The following is a 16058-nucleotide window of genomic DNA, read 5'->3' as shown; positions in this document are numbered from 1 at the left end:
GTGTGCTTACTTGCTTTTGTTATCGATCATCACGGCGAGCAAAATCACGCTGGCCTTGGCGATCATCTGGTAATAGGACGAGACGTCGAGCAGGTTGAGGGCATTGTTGAGGAAGCCGATGATGAGCGCCCCGATCAGGGTACCCATGATGCGACCCTTGCCCCCCATCAGGCTGGTGCCACCCAGCACCACGGCGGCGATGGCATCCAGCTCGTAACCCATGCCGGCAGTCGGCTGGGCGGAGGAGAGGCGGGAAGTGACGATGAGCCCGGCCAGTGCCGACAGCATGCCGCACAGACCATACACCGCGAGCTTCACCCGGCCCACATTGATGCCGGAGAGGCGGGTGGCCGATTCGTTGCCGCCCAGGGCATAGATGTAGCGACCCAGGCGAGTGTGGTTGAGCATGAACCAGGCCAGCAGGAAGACGATGGCCATCAGCCAGATGGGCACCGGCAGGCCGAACAGGTAACCGGTACCCAGCCAGGCGAAGTGATCGGCACCGTCACTGAAACCGGTGGAGATGGGGCGCCCCTCGGTATAGACCATGGTGACGCCGCGCAGGGCGGTCATGGTGACCAGGGTGGCGATGAAGGCCTGCACCTTGCCCTTGGCAATGATGAGGCCGCTGATACCGCCAAGCAGGGCGCCGGCACCCAGGGTGAGAGGGATCACCAGCATGATGGGCAGCTCCATGGCGACCATGGTGGCGGCCAGGGCGCCGCACAGGGCCAGCACCGAGCCGACCGACAGATCGATGCCGGCGGTGAGGATGACCAGGGTCATGCCGACCGCCATGATGGCGTTGACCGAGGTCTGGCGCAGGATGTTGAGCAGGTTGTCGGCGGTGAAGAAGTTGGGGCTAAGGAAGGAGACCACGCCGATCAGCACCAGCAGGGCCACCAGCGATTTGTTCTCGATCCACCACTCCTTGCTCATGATGCCGCGGCGGGAAAGGGTTTGGGTTGTCATTGTGCTGCCTCTTGCTCTGCTTGCCACTGTTTGCCGACTGCCGCCGCCATCAGTTTTTCCTGATTGGCGTCGCGGGTATTGAACTCTGCGCTGATGCGCCCTTCGTGCATCACCAGGATGCGGTCACTCATGCCGAGCACTTCCGGCATCTCGGAGGAAACCAGGATGATGCTCATCCCCTCCTTCTTGAACTGGTTGATGAGCTGATAGATCTCCTTCTTGGCGCCGACATCGACGCCGCGGGTCGGCTCGTCCAGGATCAGCACCTTGGGCCTTGTCAGCAGCCCCTTGGCGATGGCCACTTTCTGCTGGTTGCCGCCGGAGAGCAGCTTTATCAGCTGATCTTGACTGGGGGTCTTGATGTTGAACAGGCGCACATAGTCGCCCACCGCCTGGCGCTCGGCCTGGCCGTCAATCTTGCCGTGGCTGATGAACTCGCCAAGGGCGCACAGGCTCATGTTTTCGCGCACCGACAGCTCCAGCACCAGGCCATCGCCCTTGCGATCCTCGGAGATGTAGGCGATGCCGGCGGCCAGGCCATCGGCCGGGCTTCTGGGGGCCAGCGCGTGACCATCCACCGACACCTGGCCGGCGCTGATGGGGCTGGCACCGTAAATGAGCTTCATCAGCTCGGTACGCCCGGACCCCATCAGGCCGCTGAAGCCCAGAATTTCACCCTGACGCAGGGAGAAACTCACCCCGCGCACGCCGGGGCCGGCCAGATCCTTGACCTGCAGGCTGACCGGGCCGAGCTCGCGCACCAGGCGCGGGTACTGCTCTTCCAGTCGGCGGCCTACCATCATCTCGATGATCCTGTCTTCGTCGAGCTCGCTCACCGCCTGCTCGCCGATCCACTTGCCATCGCGCAGCACGGTGACCCGATCGCAGATCTCGAAGATCTCTTTCAGGCGGTGGGAGATGTAGACGATGCCGCAGCCCTGCTCACGCAGCTCGCGGATAACCTTGAACAGCTGCTCGGTCTCGGTGTCGGTCAGCGCATCGGTGGGTTCGTCCATGATGATGACGCTGGCATCAAAGGAGAGTGCCTTGGCGATCTCCACCATCTGCTGTTCACCGATGGAGAGACTCCCGAGCCGGGTATCCGGGCCGTGTTTGACGCCAAGTCGTGCCAGCAGGGTGCTGGCACGCTCACGCAACTGCTTGTGATCGATGCTGCCAAAGCGGGTGCGCGGTTCGCGGCCGAGGAAGATGTTGGCGGCAATGGAGAGCTCCGGCAGCAGGTTCAGCTCCTGGTGGATGATGCTGATCCCCTGATCCTGGGAGTCGCGGGGCCCTTTGAAGTGAACCGGCTCACCGCGATAACTGATGGTGCCGCTGTCGGCCTGGTAGATGCCGGTCAGCACCTTCATCAGGGTGGATTTGCCAGCGCCGTTTTCGCCGAGCAGGGCCATTACCTGACCCGGGTAGACCTTGAGGCCTGCCTCATCGAGCGCCCGCACCCCGGGGAAGGTCTTGACGATCCCGGTGAGCGACAGAATGGGCGAGGGGGTTGTACTCATGGCTGATTCCTTGAAAAGGCTTAAAACGCCACGCCGGCGCAGAGAATGAGGTTGGCGTAGGGGGTCACTTCGCCGCTGCGCACGATGGCCTTGCTCTGGTGGGAGCGAGCCTTGAACGCCTCGTGCAGGCAGTATTCGATGGTGATGGGCTTGCCCTGGGCAGCGGCGTGCGCCTCCAGCTGATCCACCAGCGCCTGATGGGCGGCGGGACTGATCTGCTTGATCTCGCTCGCCATGATCACCTTCTCCACCACCAGGTCGGTGAGCAGGGCGGTCAGCACGGTGCCAAGGCTCGGCGTCCCCGCCATCAACGCCAGATCGATGCGCTCGGGGCCCGCCGGAATGGGCAGGCCCGCATCGCAGACGGTGATCTCGTCGGTGTGGCCCATCCTTGCCACCAGGGCACTCAGGGGAGCATTGAGCAGTACGCCTCGTTTCATACAGCACCTCGGCAGGCTATGCCCGCGTATCTGATGTTAGCTAGGCAACCGGTTACGCAACCGGTTGCGTCATGAGGTGGAAGATAGGCGTTCAGGCGTTCTGGATCCACCAGGAGATGGCAGAAATGTGAAAACGATCTCAATGGCGAGGGGGAAGCGGGGAAAAAAGGTGCCAGAAGAGCACTGGCACCCGCAACGAGAGGAATTAGAGGGCGAGCCCTTGTTGCACGCCGGGGCGTGCCAGCATGCGCCGATAGTGATCCGCGACCTTGGGAAAGTCGCTGATGGCCACCCCGTCGCCCTCGAGCCAGCTCGCCACCACGAACAGGTAGATGTCGGCCAGGCTGAACCGCTCCCCCAGTACCCAGGGGCCGGCCAGATAGTGGCGCTCTATCTCGGCAAAGCCCTCGCGCATGTTGTGCGGCACCTTGGCCTGCATGGCGGCGATGGCCTGCGGGTCATCGGCCCAGCGGCTACCACGCCGGCCGTGGGCGTGGGCGACGTGCACGGTGGCGGCGAGAAAACCGTGCACCTCCTGCATCCTGGCCAGCAGGAAGGGGTCGTCCAGCGGCGCCAGCCCGGCATTGGGAAAACGCTGCGCTACATAAAGCAGCAAGGCCGGGGTTTCGGTGAGCACACCGTGCTCGGAGACAAGAGCCGGGACCCGCCCCTTGGGGTTGATGGCCAGATAGGCGGGGGAGCGCTGCTCGCCGGCCGCCAGATCCAGCCGCTTGACAACGTGAGGGGCTCCGGCTTCGGTGAGGGCGATACGCACGGCCATGGCGCAGGTGCCGGGTGCGAGATAGAGGGTCAAATCAGACATGAACATCTCCTTGTGAAGCGCGTGTCCCCTGTTGTCCCGGGTGGGGCGGGGCGCGCAAAAAAATCCGCACTGTCGTCTGGCATCCTACGCCCCCGGTTGCCGTCGGCCAAGGAGGGATCCTGGCCTGGACTATGGGGGCTGATGAAATCAAAGGCTTTTTGAGCGCAGGCACGCGGGAAAAACGGCTACGCATACCGGGTCAAATCGCTATAATGTGCTCCCTGAATAGCAGTTTTTCGGATGTTGGATAGTCAATTGAGTAACAAAATGCGGATAGGTGGTTCCCTCGAACAGTCCCTGAGCCAGGGATATCGTCTCGACCTCAAGGGGGTATTGCAGGAGAGCTGGCAACAGACGCGGCGCACCGGGTTCGGCCTGCTGCTGGCCATCGTCGGGGTAACGGCTATCTGGATACTGTTGAGCAACACCCTGCTCGCCCCCTATGTCAATCAGGAAGGGGGAATGGACGTGGCCCTGGTGCTGAGCCTGCTCATCACTGTCATCATGTCGCCCATGACCTCTTCCCTCGACATGCTGGGGTTGCAACAGTCGGTGGGGGTGCGTGCCCGGCCGAGCCAGGTGTTCGACTTCTTTCGCCACTTCCTGCGCCTTGGCAGCCTGAGCCTGCTCGGCAGCCTCATCACCAGCCTGTTCGGCCCGCTGTTCGAGCTGGTGGGGCTGCCGGTGATGCTGGCCTTCATTCCGTCGGCCCTGATCGGCATGGGGCTGGTGTTTACCGTGCCGCTGGTGCTGGAGCGCGGTCTGTCGCCGGCGCAGGCCATCCTGGTCTCCCTCAAGCTGTTTGCCCGCGGCTGGCCCAGCATAGTGTTGCTGCACGGGGTCATGATGGCGCTCTTCTTCCTGGCGTTGATCCCCATGGGGCTGGGGCTTATCTGGGTGGCGCCGCTCTATTTCAACTGCAAGGGGATCCTCTACCGGGATCTGTGCGGGGTGGCGGTCGAAGTGACCGAGGTGAGCCAGGGCCCCGATCATTTCAACGCATGAGTCGGTGGGCGGACACAGACGGTCGTCGCCCGCACTGAGCGTGATGCAAAAGGATGGCATATGAACAATCGATACGGGATGGCCGCGCTGCTGATGGCGCCCATGCTGGCAGTGGCGCAGCCTTCCCTTGAGCTGCAGTACGGCACTTTCTACAGCCAGATGAAGACCTTCGCCAAAGGGGAGTTTGGTCACGCCAGGCTGGGTTTTTATCTGACCGATCAGCAAAATGGCCGGCGCTGCCTGCTCACCTCGGCCCGGGTCTCGACCCTGGATCGGGACGTGGCGGCCGAGGTGACCATCGACAGCGAATTGCGGCTGCCCTATGACGATGACTTGAATCTCGACAAGGCAAGCGTGGTGGTGGGGCTCACCGAGCCTCATGCAGCTTGCGATCTGTCGGTGCAGGTGATGGCGGATGTGCCGCCGCCGGCAGACAGCCAGTGGCAACTCAAGGTGAGCGAGCTGACGGGGCGCCAGCACGACATGCAGAGCCTGCTGGAGAAGCTGGCCGGCATGGTCGGCAAATATTTCCTGCCCGAGATGACGGGGGTGAGGGTCAGCCTGGTGCAGCCAAGCGGCACCGCCTACCTCATCGACGGTGCTCGCCAGCTGCCACTGCCCTGGCAGGAGGGAGAACTGCTGCTGAGCAACGCCCAGCTGGCGGAGTTTGCCGAGGGCAAGCTGCAGTTGCAGGGGGAGATCCTGCGGCTGACCCCCTGGCTGCACAAGGGCTGATGGGTCCCGGTCTGCCAGCTGGCCGGCATAAAAATAAAAAAGGAGCGCCAGGCGCTCCTTTTTTCATTGGTGATGGTGAGGGCTTAGCGCACCTCAATCACGTCCAGCATGTCCATCTCGTCGATGTCCAGCAGCGGTGCCTTGGGCAGTTCGGGCGGATCAAACGCCTTGTCGCCGCCGTCGATGATGCCGGAGTCGCGGTTGATGCTCTTGAAGTCAAACAGCTTGTGATCGAGCAGGTGGCTCGGGATCACGTCCTGAATGGCGGTGAACATGGTCTCGAGACGACCCGGGAAGCGGCGATCCCACTCCTGCATCATCTGCTTGATGGCCTGGCGCTGCAGGTTCTCCTGGGAGCCACACAGGTTGCACGGGATGATGGGGAAGGCCTTGACCTCGGCATAGCGCACCAGGTCCTTCTCCTTGCAGTAGGCGAGCGGGCGGATCACCACGTTCTTGCCATCGTCGCTCACCAGCTTGGGCGGCATGGACTTGAGCTTGCCGCCGTAGAACATGTTGAGGAACAGGGTCTCGAGGATGTCATCGCGGTGGTGGCCAAGGGCAATCTTGGTGCAACCCAGCTCCTGGGCGGTGCGGTAGAGAATGCCGCGGCGCAGGCGGGAGCAGAGGGCACAGGTGGTCTTGCCCTCCGGCACCTTCTCCTTGACGATGGCGTAGGTATCTTCTTCGACGATCTTGAAGTCGATGCCGAGGGTGCTCAGGTATTCGGGCAGCACGTGCTCGGGGAAGCCGGGCTGCTTCTGATCCAGGTTGACCGCCACCAGATCGAAGTGGATGGGGGCGCTGGCCTTCAGGCTCATCAGGATGTCGAGCATGGCGAAGCTGTCCTTGCCGCCGGACAGGCACACCATGACCTTGTCACCCTCTTCAATCATGTTGAAGTCGGCGATGGCCTGACCTACGTTGCGCCGCAGGCGCTTCTGCAGTTTGTTGAAACTGTATTTTTCTTTGGCGTTAAGCTCTTCTAGCATGACCTGAAACCCGGGACAAAAATAAGCGGCTTATTATAGCCATGTCCCGGGGGAGGGCAAGAAAGGCTTATGCTGGACGGCGGCTATCGACCGGGCAGCTGTAATCGGCGGGCTTGAGGATCAGCATGTCGCAGGCGAGGCGATCCACCACGTGTTCGGCGGTGTTGCCAAGCAGGGCGGCGGAGAGCCCGGTGCGACCGACGCACCCCATGATCATCAGGGTAGCCTGCAGCTCGCCGGCGAGATCGGGCAGCACCTCTTCGGGCAGGCCTTCCGCCACCCGGGTCCAGAGATGGCCGATGCCGTATTTGTCGGCGTGGCTCAGCAGCAGGCTCTCGTGGTGTTTGCGAATGGCGTCGTTATAGGCGTTGGGGTCAAACTCCGGCAGCTCGATGGCCACGTTGACCGGGGTACCCGGGTAGGTGTTGACCAGATAGAGGTTGGAGCCGAGCAGCTCGGCGATGGCGATCCCCTCTTCGGTGATCCGCTCGTTGAGCAGCTTCTGATCCTGATCGTCGCTGGAGCAATTGATGGCGGCGATGATGTTACCGCCCCGCTGCCAATGCCCCTCTTTCACCAGCAGCACGGGGCAGGGGCACTTGCGCAGCAGGTGCCAGTCGGTGGGGGTGAAGATGAAGGTTTGCAGGAAGGAGTGGTGGTGAGTGGCCTTGACCACCAGATCGTGGCGCTGCTCCAGCACTTCCTGAATGATGCATTCGAAGGGACGGTTGTGCCAGACCACCTTGATCTCGCAGTCCAACCCACGGGCACGGTAGGGTTTGAGTATGTCGTCGAGCCACTCACGGCGCTGGGAAATGACCCCGTGGCGCATCTCTTCCCGCTCATCCACCGACAGCATGGCGGTCATTTCATACGAGAAGTCGTAAATGGTGAGTAACAGGGTCAGCTGCGCCCCTTCGTCCAGCTCGGCGACCTTGACCGCACGTTCGAGGGCGATTTGCCGCTCTTCTTCCGGGTTGATGACCACCAGGATTTTTCGGTACTTGACCATGTTCTCCTCCTCCTTGGCAAAAATACCAATGATGGCAGACCTTTAGCCATTACAGCTTAGCTCAGGAGGAGAAGGGGGGACGTGTGCCGGATCAAATTTCGGGGTAAACCGATCCGGCACCGGAGAGAGGAGGCTTAGCCGCAGGGGGGGCGGGTCGCACCGGCCATGACGCCGAGGGCGACGTGATCCAGCACGGTAATGTACTTGCCCTTGACGCTGATGAGGCCTGACTTCTGGAAACGGCCCAGCAGACGGCTGATGGTCTCGACGGTGAGGCCGAGGTAGTTGCCGATGTCGCCGCGGGTCATGGAGAGGCGGAACTCCTTGGCGGAGAAACCACGCTCGGAGAAGCGCACCGACAGGTTGTGCAGGAAGGCAGCGAGGCGCTCTTCTGCATTCTTCTTGGAGAGCAGCAGGATCATCTCCTGGTCGCCCATGATCTCGTTGCTCATCAGCCGCATGATCTGCTGACGCAGCTTCGGCATCTTGCCGGAGAGATCGTCAAGCACGTCGAACGGGATCTCGCACACCATGGCGGTTTCCAGCGCCTGGGCGAAGGAGGGGTGCGCCTGTTTGTGGATGGCGTCAAAGCCGACCAGATCGCCAGCCAGGTGGAAGGCGGTGATCTGCTCGTCACCCTGCTCGGTGATGGTGTATGACTTGATGGTCCCGGAACGGATGGCATAGAGCGATTTGAGCTCGTCGCCGGCCTTGAACAACTCTTCACCCTTCTGGATCGGCTTCTTGCGCTCAATGATGCTGTCCAGCTGATCGAGCTCGTTGTCGTTCAGAGTGAAGGGAATGCAGAGCTGGCTGATGCTGCAATCCTGGCAATGAATTGCACAGCCACCGCTCTGAATACGTCTGCCAGGTTTCTTTTCCGGGATCATAGGCTCATACGAATAATTGATTTATATCAAACAAGTTTACCATCAACTCATCCGTTTTGGATAGGGTTTCAAAAGGATGCAATCCCGATCCAGAGGGTATGCAGCCCGTATGCGATGAGCAGCAGGGCCCCGCCAAGGCGCAAACTGCGAAGGGTCAGCCAGTAGCGCAGCCGATCCGCCAGCCCTCCCAGCGCAAACAGGGTCGGCAGGGTGCCGAGGCCGAAAAAGAGCATGATCAGCGCTCCACCGCCAGCGGATCCCGCCGCTGCGCTCCAGGTCAGCATGGAGTAGACCAATCCGCAGGGGAGCCAGCCCCACACCATGCCAAACGGCAGTGCCTGCCAGGCCGAAGTGAAGGGGATGAACTTGCCCGCCAGCGGCTTGAGGCGGGGCCACAACCTGGCGCCAATGCGCTCGAGCAGCAACACCCCCTGCCACCAGCCGGCGAGATAGAGCCCGAGGGCAATCATCAGGAAGGCCGCTACCAGCCGCAGGCCGGCAATGGCGTGCTTGCCCGCGCCGAGCTCACTGGTGGTGGCCAGCAAGCCCCCGACCAGGGCGCCGGCAATCACATAGCTCAAGATCCGGCCGAGGTTGTAGTTGAGCAGGTAACCGAGCCGACCCCAGAAGTGCTGCTTCTCGGCAGGAATGGCCATGGAGAGGGCGGCTGAGACACCGCCGCACATGCCGATGCAGTGGCCGGCGCCAGCCAGTCCCACCAGCAGGGCGCCCAGCAGATCAAGGGTGGCCGTCATTTTTGTGCTCGTGTTCGACGTGTTTGGGGGCGGGTTGCTCTTCATCGAACAGGATATTGGAACCCTGGCGGTCGAGATCTTCAAACTGCTCGGAACGAATGGCCCAGAAGAAGACGGCGCCGGCGATGATGACGAAGAGGATGGCGATGGGGATGAGGACGAAGATGATGTTCATGCAGCAAGCCTTGCAATGAAAGGGGTCATGGTACACCCGTTGGTGGCCGCAGACCCGTCGATTCGATGGTGAAGGGAACCTGACCGGAGCCCGCTCCCTTCACCCTGTCTGTCCCTGTGGCCACGGCTCAGCGGTTGAGCCGCATGGAGTTGGTGACCACGATGAGGGAGCTCAGCGACATGCCCGCCGCCGCCACATAGGGGGGCAGCCAGCCGCTCGCCGCCAGCGGCAGCACCAGCAGGTTGTAACCGATGGACCAGGCGAAGTTCTCCTTGATGATCTTGCGGGTGCGCAGCGCCAGGGCGCGGGCATCCAGCAGGCGGGAGAGATCGTCGGCCAGCAAGATGGCGTCGGCGCTGTTCTTGGCCAGATCGGTGCCGCCGGCCATGGCGAAGGAGGCATGAGCGCCGGCCAGCACAGGGGCGTCGTTGATGCCATCTCCCACCATGATGCTGATGTCGCCGCGGGCTTCGTGCTCCTTGAGATAGGCCAGCTTGCCATCCGGGGTGACGCCCTTGACCAGCTCGTCGACCCCCAGTTCGCGGGCCACCTCGTCGGCCTGGGCCGAGCTGTCGCCGGTGAGAATGGTGGTCTTGAGGCCGGCCGCCTTGAAGGCCTGGATCAGCGCTTTCGCATCCGGGCGCAGGGTGTCGGTCAGCAGGAAACGGGCGAGCGCCCGATCCTCGTCGGCCAGATAGATGACCAGCCCGTCCGCTTGTGTTTCTTGGGCATCGCTGATGCCGAGCCAGCGGGCACTGCCGAGGCGATAGTGACGTCCCTCGATCACCCCCTCGATACCGTGTCCGATGACGGGGGTCACCTTGCTGGCCGCCAGCAGCACGGCGTCGTCTGCGGCGTTGCTGCGAAAGGCGCGGGCGATGGGGTGTTCGGAATAGGCCTCCAGGGCGCGGGCGATGGCAAGGCAGCGCGCCTCGTCGAGATTGCCCAGGGCCTCCGTGCTGGTCAGGCTGATGTTGCCCGTGGTCAGGGTGCCGGTCTTGTCCATCACGATGCGGTTGGCCCGGGTCAGCACGTCCAGCACGTGGCCGCGGCGCAGCAGGATGCCGGCACGGGTCAGGCGGGCGGTGGCCGAGGTGAGCGCGGTGGGAGTGGCCAGCGACAGGGCGCAGGGGCAGGTGGCGACCAGCACCGCCAGGGTGACCCAGAAGGCCTGCTCCGGCTGATGGAAGTGCCAGAAGGTCCATACGCCAGCGGCGATGAACAGCAGCACCAGAATGAAATGGCGGGAGAGCACATCCGCCATCTGGGCGATGGCCGGTTTGTCGTCCAGCGCGTGATCCTGCAGCCGCATGATCTGGGCTAGGCGCGATTCTTCGATACGATGACTGACCCGGATCTCCAATGGGGCGTCGGTGTTGATGGTGCCGGCGTAGACGGCATCTCCCGCCTGCTTGAGCAGTGGCAGCTGTTCGCCGGTCAGCATGGATTCGTTGAGACTGGCCTGCCCAAGCAGGATGATGCCGTCCGCCGGCAAGGTGGCCCCCGCCAGCACTCGCACCCGATCGCCAACCTGCAGCGTCTTGGCCGCCACCTCGTGTTCGCCATCCTCATCGAGCCGGGTGGCCATGATGGGCACCAGCCGCGCCAGGTTGGAGCTCGACTCGGATGCCTTGCGTCTGGCCCGCAGCTCGAGGAAGCGCCCCAGCAGCAGGAAGAAGACGAACATGGTGATGGAGTCGTAATAGACCTCGCCGGTGTTGAACACGGTGGCCCACATGGAGGCGACGAAGGCACCGATCAGCGCCAGCGACACCGACACGTCCATGGAGAGGTGCCCCTGCCTGAGGCTGCGCCAGGCGCCCACGTAGAAGGGCTGGGCCGAGTAGATCATGATGGGGGTAGAGAGCAGCAGACTTATCCACTTGAAGTAGACCATGAACTCCTCTTCGACACTGATGAAGAGATCCATGTAGAGCGCCACCGCACACATCATCACCTGCATGGAGCCGAGCCCCGCCAGTGCCAGCCGGAACATGTAGCTGCGCACCTCTTTGGCGTAGAGCGCTTCCTGCTGGTGAGTCTGGAAGGGATAGGCGCGATAGCCAATCTTGGCAAAGCCCTTGAGGATGTCGCTCAACGAGAGCCGGTCCGGATCCCACTTGATGCGGGCCCTGTGGGTGGTGGTGTTGACGTTGATGTAGTGCAGCCCGGCAAGGTTGCCCAGATGGCGTTCGATGAGCCAAGCACAGGCGGCGCAGGTCAAGCCTTCCACCGTCAGCTGGATCTCGCGCACCTTGTGGCTGCCGGTGGCGCTGTCGGTGACGAAATCCTGCTGCACTTCGGCCAGATCGTAGTGGGTGAGGGCGGCGAGCTCCTCGGGCACCAGCTCGCCCTTGGTGCCGGGGGCGGTGCGGTGCTCGTAGTAGCTGGCCAGGCCGCACTCCAGAATGGTTTCCGCTACCGCCTGACAACCGGGGCAGCACATGGGTTGGACTATGCCCTTTATCTCGAGGGCATAGCGGCTGCCGGCGGGGACCGGCTCACCACAGTGAAAGCAGCCGCTCATGACAGCTGGCCGCAGGCTACCCGGCCTGTCGGCAGAAACAGTGAAGCGCCGGTTGCTGCCGGCGTGTCATGGTGAACAGGACGGCTCATGACTCAGCGCCCTTTGGGATCGAGTTCGACGGGGGCCTTGGTGGGGAGCTGGACAGTCTCTTGCAGCCGCCATTCGTGGTTGAAGGCATCCACCCGCACGTGCCACTTGCCGGTGAGCGGTTTGTCGAGCAGCAGGCGATAGACGCCGTTGCCGTCGGCGGTCACCATGTGCTCGCTGTCCATGCCGGCGAGGGTGGGGTGAAACAGGGAGAGGTAGAGCGCCTGGCCGGCCGGGATATCCCCCGACAGCGGCTTGAGGGTCAGCTCGTTGCCGTTGACCTCCAGCGCGATGTGGATGTTGAGGGCGTCGGCGCGATCAAACTTGCTGAGATCCTGATTAATCTCTTTGCCTTGCTTGTAATAGTCTTCGGCCACCAGATTGACGCCATCCTTGCTGGCGATGATCGCCGTGCTGATGCTGCCGATCACGGCTGCGGTCGGGAGGGCGATGATGAACCAGGGCCAGAATTGGCGATACCAAGGTTGGGACATAGTGCTACTACCGTGAAACCAGTGGTTAACGAAACAGAGGAATTTCAGTCAACACAAGATAACAAAAAGCCTCGAAGAGTCGAGGCTTTTTGCTGAGTAATCACGTGTTTATCACATGTTACTGCTTATTTTGCTGGTCGTTGTGGGACAAGCTGTAAACGTAGGAGGCGAGCAAGTGCACCTTGTCTTCACCCAGAATATCCTTCCAGGCCGGCATCACGCCGTGACGACCGTGGGTGATGGTCTGCTCAACCACCTGACGGGAACCGCCGTAGAGCCAGGTGTTGTTGGTGAGATCCGGTGCCCCGAAGGCGATGCCGCCCTTGGCGTCCGGACCGTGGCAGGCGGCGCAGATGGTGAAGCGCGCTTCACCCTTCTTGGCTTCCACCATGTCCACCTTGCGACCGGAGAGACTCAGCACGTAGGAGGCCACTTCGCGGACCCCGTCCTTGCCGAGGATCTCGCCCCAGGCTGCCATCACGCCCTGACGACCGCCCATGATGGTGGTCTTGATCTGGTCGGGCGCGCCGCCCCACTGCCATTCGCTGTCGGTCAGGTTCGGGAAACCGCGACCGCCGCGGGCATCGGAGCCGTGGCACTGGGAGCAGTTTTGCAGGAACAGACGCTGACCCACCTTGCGGGCTTCCGGATCGGCGGCGATCTCCTCGATGGCGCGATAGGTCTTGCCATCGGCCTGATAGGCCAGCTCACGGAACTTGGCGCCGTAGATCTCGTCAGCCTTGACGAGCTCGCGATCGTATTCCACCGCACGCCCTTCAGCCTTGGCGGAGGCTGCCGCTGCCTTGGACTCGGCCAGCGAGCGTATGTCCTGGTTGGAGCTCTGCCAGCCCAGTACGCCCTTGAAGTTGCCAAGGCCCGGGAAGGCAATCAGATAGACCAGACCGGTGACGATGAAGAAGAGGAACATGTAGGTCCACCACTTTGGCAACGGGTTGTTGATCTCTTCGATACCGTCGAAGGCGTGCCCCATGGACTTGCCCTCTTCCACGCCCATCTTGTCGCGCAGGCACCATACCAGCAGCAAGAAGCAGCCGAGGATGGTCCCCAGACTGATGACGGTCACAAAAATGCTAAACAAAGTGCTCATTATTGTTTCGCTCCTGCGTTCTTGTTATCAGCACTGGGTTGCTCGTCGTCGGCAAATACCAGATTGGCAGCCTCGTCGAAGGAGGTCTTGCGGCGTTTGCTGTAGGCCCAGACGATGATGCCGATCATGATGGCCATCAACAGCAGGGTATACAGGCCGCGAAAAGTGCCGTAATCCATATCCTGACTCCTTTATTTCAGGGCATGACCCAGTGATTGCAGATAGGCTACCAGCGCATCCAGCTCGGTCTTGCCCTTCACGGCCTCACCGGCCCCTTGAATGTCGGCATCCGTGTAGGGTACGCCGAAGTGATCGCGGAACAGGGCCAGCTTCTTGCCGGTCAGCTCACCGGTCAACACGTTGGTGTCGAGCCAGGGGAAGGCAGGCATGTTGGACTCGGGCACCACGTCGCGCGGGTTGATCAGGTGGGCACGGTGCCAGTCGTCGGAATAACGACCGCCAACCCGGGCCAGATCCGGACCGGTACGCTTGGAGCCCCACAGGAAGGGGTGCTCCCACACGCTCTCACCGGCGACCGAGTAGTGGCCGTAACGCTCGGTTTCGGCGCGGAACGGACGGATCATCTGGCTGTGGCAGACGGTGCAGCCTTCGCGGATGAAGATGTCGCGCCCTTCCATCTGCAGGGCGGTGTAGGGCTTGAGGCCCTCGACCGGCTCAGTGGTCTGCTTCTGGAAGAACAGCGGGGTGATTTCCACCAGGCCCCCCAGGCTGATGGCAAATATGATGCCGACCACCAGCATGGGAACGCTCTTTTCAAAGATCTCGTGACGGTTATTGTTGCTCATGCTTTGACCTCTTCAATCATGCTGGCTGTGCGACAGGTTCCAGGGAACCTTTGGGCGCAGTGATGGTGCGATAGGCGTTGTAGGCCATCAGCAACATGCCGGTGACAAAGAAGCAGCCACCCAGGAAGCGCACGAAGTAGAAGGGATAAGAGGCCTGCAGCGCTTCTACGAAGCTGTAGGTCAGGGTGCCGTCGTCGTTGACCGCACGCCACATCAGACCCTGCATCACACCGGAAATCCACATGGCGACGATGTAGAGCACGGTACCCACGGTTGCCAGCCAGAAGTGGACGTTGATGAGCTTGATGCTGTACATGCGGCCCTGGCCGAACAGGTTCGGGATCAGGTGATACACGGCACCGATGGAGACCATGGCAACCCAGCCCAGCGCGCCGGAGTGGACGTGACCGATTGTCCAGTCGGTGTAGTGGGAGAGGGCGTTGACGGTCTTGATCGCCATCATGGGGCCTTCGAAGGTGGACATGCCGTAGAACGACAGGGACACGATCAGGAAGCGCAGGATGGGGTCGTAACGCAGTTTGTGCCAGGCACCGGAAAGGGTCATGATGCCGTTGATCATGCCGCCCCAGGAGGGGACGAACAGGATCAGGGACATTACCATGCCGAGGGACTGTGCCCAGTCAGGCAGGGCGGTATAGTGCAGGTGGTGCGGACCGGCCCAGATGTAGAGGGAGATCAGCGCCCAGAAGTGGACGATGGAGAGACGGTAGGAGTAGACCGGACGACCCGCCTGTTTCGGTACGAAGTAGTACATCATGCCGAGGAAGCCGGCAGTCAGCAGGAAGCCTACCGCGTTGTGGCCATACCACCACTGCACCATGGCATCCATGGCGCCGGAGTACATGGAGTAGGACTTCATGCCCGAAAGCGGCACTTCCATGTTGTTGACTATGTGCAGCACGGCCACCGTGATGATGAAGGCACCGAAGAACCAGTTCGCCACATAGATGTGGGAGGTGGTGCGCTTGACCAGGGTGCCGAAAAAGACCACGGCATAGGCGACCCAGACGATGGTGATGGCGATATCAATCGGCCATTCCAGCTCTGCGTACTCCTTGGAGGTGGTGTATCCCAGCGGCAGCGAAATGGCGGCAGAAAGGATGATGGCCTGCCAGCCCCAGAACACGAAGGTCGCCAGCGGGCCACCAAACAGTCGGGTTTGACAGGTGCGTTGCACCACATAGAAGGAGGTCGCCATCAGGGCGCTACAGCCAAATGCGAAGATGACCGCGTTGGTGTGCAGAGGGCGAAGGCGACTGTAAGTCAGCCAGGGAGTATCAAAGTTGAGGGCAGGCCAGATCAACTGGGCTGCAATCAGTACGCCAACCGACATGCCGACAATTCCCCAGACAATCGTCATAACGGTGAACTGGCGAACAACGGTGTAGTTGTACTCAGGATGGTTAGTTGTATGGCTCATCGTTGTATTCCGCTTCCGATGCTGCTGTTGTTTGATTTTGTGTCCAGTGAGGTGGACCGACTTCATTGGCTACTGCCTTTTCTCTTGTTAACAACTGTTAATAAAAGGAAAAGCAAAAAGTAGCTAAATGAAAATTCAATGGGAATGATACTGAACTGACAGGTAAAATAACAGTATAAACAGTGATATATTTGGCTCCGTTGGGTCTCGCCTGTTCAATTATTTACCTTGCGCGAGATCACGAAAATGTCATTTTTCAGACATCTTACAAGGTTG

The 16058-nt window shown here is 61.4% G+C and carries 17 protein-coding genes; 2 read left to right on the top strand and 15 right to left on the bottom strand.

Annotated elements, in window-relative coordinates; translation table 11 throughout:
• Positions 1-6 precede the first annotated feature (6 nt).
• The 4 genes from rbsC to I6L33_RS15830 all read right to left on the bottom strand — a co-directional run bounded on the left by rbsC (position 7) and on the right by I6L33_RS15830 (position 3755).
• Positions 7-972: a ribose ABC transporter permease gene (gene rbsC, locus I6L33_RS15845; RefSeq protein ID WP_216972888.1), complete on the bottom strand. Its 966-nt coding sequence runs from the start codon at positions 970-972 to the stop codon at positions 7-9.
• Positions 969-2492: a ribose ABC transporter ATP-binding protein RbsA gene (rbsA, locus tag I6L33_RS15840; RefSeq protein WP_216972887.1), complete on the bottom strand. Its 1524-nt coding sequence runs from the start codon at positions 2490-2492 to the stop codon at positions 969-971. The genes rbsC and rbsA overlap by 4 nt, the downstream gene beginning before the upstream one ends.
• A gap of 20 nt (positions 2493-2512) precedes the next feature.
• Positions 2513-2932, bottom strand: coding sequence for a D-ribose pyranase (gene rbsD, locus I6L33_RS15835; protein WP_117403761.1), 420 nt, complete (start codon positions 2930-2932; stop codon positions 2513-2515).
• Between the two features lie 205 nt (positions 2933-3137).
• Complete coding sequence (locus I6L33_RS15830) at positions 3138-3755, bottom strand: glutathione S-transferase family protein (protein WP_117403759.1); 618 nt, start codon at positions 3753-3755, stop codon at positions 3138-3140.
• 267 nt (positions 3756-4022) lie between these two features.
• On the opposite strand from I6L33_RS15830, the gene I6L33_RS15825 reads away from it, so the two are divergent.
• Both I6L33_RS15825 and I6L33_RS15820 read left to right on the top strand, forming a co-directional pair.
• Positions 4023-4760: a hypothetical protein gene (locus tag I6L33_RS15825; RefSeq protein ID WP_026141063.1), complete on the top strand. Its 738-nt coding sequence runs from the start codon at positions 4023-4025 to the stop codon at positions 4758-4760.
• 60 nt (positions 4761-4820) lie between these two features.
• Positions 4821-5495, top strand: coding sequence for a DUF2987 domain-containing protein (locus tag I6L33_RS15820; RefSeq protein WP_117403757.1), 675 nt, complete (start codon positions 4821-4823; stop codon positions 5493-5495).
• An 83-nt stretch (positions 5496-5578) separates the two neighbouring features.
• On the opposite strand, the gene ttcA is transcribed toward I6L33_RS15820, so the two are convergent.
• The 11 genes from ttcA to ccoN form a co-directional block, all read right to left on the bottom strand.
• Positions 5579-6487 (bottom strand): tRNA 2-thiocytidine(32) synthetase TtcA, encoded by a 909-nt coding sequence (ttcA, locus tag I6L33_RS15815; protein ID WP_005300763.1) that lies wholly within the window; start codon positions 6485-6487, stop codon positions 5579-5581.
• A 67-nt stretch (positions 6488-6554) separates the two neighbouring features.
• Entirely contained in the window at positions 6555-7499 is a 945-nt protein-coding gene (gene uspE / locus I6L33_RS15810) for a universal stress protein UspE (protein ID WP_017764530.1), read from the bottom strand.
• 134 nt (positions 7500-7633) lie between these two features.
• On the bottom strand, positions 7634-8389 hold the full coding sequence (locus I6L33_RS15805) for an FNR family transcription factor (protein WP_005300768.1): 756 nt from the start codon (positions 8387-8389) through the stop codon (positions 7634-7636).
• A 68-nt stretch (positions 8390-8457) separates the two neighbouring features.
• On the bottom strand, positions 8458-9144 hold the full coding sequence (locus I6L33_RS15800) for a sulfite exporter TauE/SafE family protein (protein WP_024945239.1): 687 nt from the start codon (positions 9142-9144) through the stop codon (positions 8458-8460).
• A complete protein-coding gene (gene ccoS / locus I6L33_RS15795; protein WP_211029592.1) occupies positions 9128-9319 on the bottom strand; it encodes a cbb3-type cytochrome oxidase assembly protein CcoS in 192 nt (63 codons plus the stop codon). Before ccoS ends, I6L33_RS15800 begins: the two co-directional genes overlap by 17 nt.
• Positions 9320-9446: 127 nt before the next feature.
• Positions 9447-11846: a heavy metal translocating P-type ATPase gene (locus tag I6L33_RS15790; RefSeq protein ID WP_025201744.1), complete on the bottom strand. Its 2400-nt coding sequence runs from the start codon at positions 11844-11846 to the stop codon at positions 9447-9449.
• Positions 11847-11938: 92 nt separating this feature from the next.
• Entirely contained in the window at positions 11939-12427 is a 489-nt protein-coding gene (locus tag I6L33_RS15785) for a FixH family protein (RefSeq protein ID WP_010634020.1), read from the bottom strand.
• 118 nt (positions 12428-12545) lie between these two features.
• Complete coding sequence (ccoP, locus tag I6L33_RS15780; protein ID WP_017780111.1) at positions 12546-13535, bottom strand: cytochrome-c oxidase, cbb3-type subunit III; 990 nt, start codon at positions 13533-13535, stop codon at positions 12546-12548.
• Positions 13535-13714, bottom strand: a complete 180-nt coding sequence (locus I6L33_RS15775; protein ID WP_005300779.1) for a CcoQ/FixQ family Cbb3-type cytochrome c oxidase assembly chaperone — start codon at positions 13712-13714, stop codon at positions 13535-13537. The genes ccoP and I6L33_RS15775 overlap by 1 nt, the downstream gene beginning before the upstream one ends.
• A gap of 12 nt (positions 13715-13726) precedes the next feature.
• The gene (gene ccoO / locus I6L33_RS15770) at positions 13727-14341 is read right to left on the bottom strand and encodes a cytochrome-c oxidase, cbb3-type subunit II (RefSeq protein WP_005300783.1); all 615 of its coding nucleotides are present in this window, start codon (positions 14339-14341) and stop codon (positions 13727-13729) included.
• A 16-nt stretch (positions 14342-14357) separates the two neighbouring features.
• Positions 14358-15782: a cytochrome-c oxidase, cbb3-type subunit I gene (gene ccoN / locus I6L33_RS15765; RefSeq protein WP_005300785.1), complete on the bottom strand. Its 1425-nt coding sequence runs from the start codon at positions 15780-15782 to the stop codon at positions 14358-14360.
• Positions 15783-16058: the final 276 nt, after the last annotated feature.

The sequence above is a fragment of the Aeromonas sp. FDAARGOS 1403 genome (assembly GCF_019047325.1).
In the GTDB taxonomy this organism is placed as follows: domain Bacteria; phylum Pseudomonadota; class Gammaproteobacteria; order Enterobacterales; family Aeromonadaceae; genus Aeromonas; species Aeromonas dhakensis.
The sequence above is the reverse complement of the archived record's forward strand: the minus strand, read 5'-3'. Positions and strand labels throughout refer to the sequence as shown.

What these genes read in the sequence shown, in the direction of transcription:
- rbsC (WP_216972888.1), bottom strand. Translation starts at nt 972, where the DNA reads ATGACAACCCAAACCCTTTCCCGCCGCGGCATCATGAGCAAGGAGTGG.
- rbsA (WP_216972887.1), bottom strand. Translation starts at nt 2,492, where the DNA reads ATGAGTACAACCCCCTCGCCCATTCTGTCGCTCACCGGGATCGTCAAG.
- rbsD (WP_117403761.1), bottom strand. Translation starts at nt 2,932, where the DNA reads ATGAAACGAGGCGTACTGCTCAATGCTCCCCTGAGTGCCCTGGTGGCA.
- I6L33_RS15830 (WP_117403759.1), bottom strand. Translation starts at nt 3,755, where the DNA reads ATGTCTGATTTGACCCTCTATCTCGCACCCGGCACCTGCGCCATGGCC.
- I6L33_RS15825 (WP_026141063.1), top strand. Translation starts at nt 4,023, where the DNA reads ATGCGGATAGGTGGTTCCCTCGAACAGTCCCTGAGCCAGGGATATCGT.
- I6L33_RS15820 (WP_117403757.1), top strand. Translation starts at nt 4,821, where the DNA reads ATGAACAATCGATACGGGATGGCCGCGCTGCTGATGGCGCCCATGCTG.
- ttcA (WP_005300763.1), bottom strand. Translation starts at nt 6,487, where the DNA reads ATGCTAGAAGAGCTTAACGCCAAAGAAAAATACAGTTTCAACAAACTG.
- uspE (WP_017764530.1), bottom strand. Translation starts at nt 7,499, where the DNA reads ATGGTCAAGTACCGAAAAATCCTGGTGGTCATCAACCCGGAAGAAGAG.
- I6L33_RS15805 (WP_005300768.1), bottom strand. Translation starts at nt 8,389, where the DNA reads ATGATCCCGGAAAAGAAACCTGGCAGACGTATTCAGAGCGGTGGCTGT.
- I6L33_RS15800 (WP_024945239.1), bottom strand. Translation starts at nt 9,144, where the DNA reads ATGACGGCCACCCTTGATCTGCTGGGCGCCCTGCTGGTGGGACTGGCT.
- ccoS (WP_211029592.1), bottom strand. Translation starts at nt 9,319, where the DNA reads ATGAACATCATCTTCGTCCTCATCCCCATCGCCATCCTCTTCGTCATC.
- I6L33_RS15790 (WP_025201744.1), bottom strand. Translation starts at nt 11,846, where the DNA reads ATGAGCGGCTGCTTTCACTGTGGTGAGCCGGTCCCCGCCGGCAGCCGC.
- I6L33_RS15785 (WP_010634020.1), bottom strand. Translation starts at nt 12,427, where the DNA reads ATGTCCCAACCTTGGTATCGCCAATTCTGGCCCTGGTTCATCATCGCC.
- ccoP (WP_017780111.1), bottom strand. Translation starts at nt 13,535, where the DNA reads ATGAGCACTTTGTTTAGCATTTTTGTGACCGTCATCAGTCTGGGGACC.
- I6L33_RS15775 (WP_005300779.1), bottom strand. Translation starts at nt 13,714, where the DNA reads ATGGATTACGGCACTTTTCGCGGCCTGTATACCCTGCTGTTGATGGCC.
- ccoO (WP_005300783.1), bottom strand. Translation starts at nt 14,341, where the DNA reads ATGAGCAACAATAACCGTCACGAGATCTTTGAAAAGAGCGTTCCCATG.
- ccoN (WP_005300785.1), bottom strand. Translation starts at nt 15,782, where the DNA reads ATGAGCCATACAACTAACCATCCTGAGTACAACTACACCGTTGTTCGC.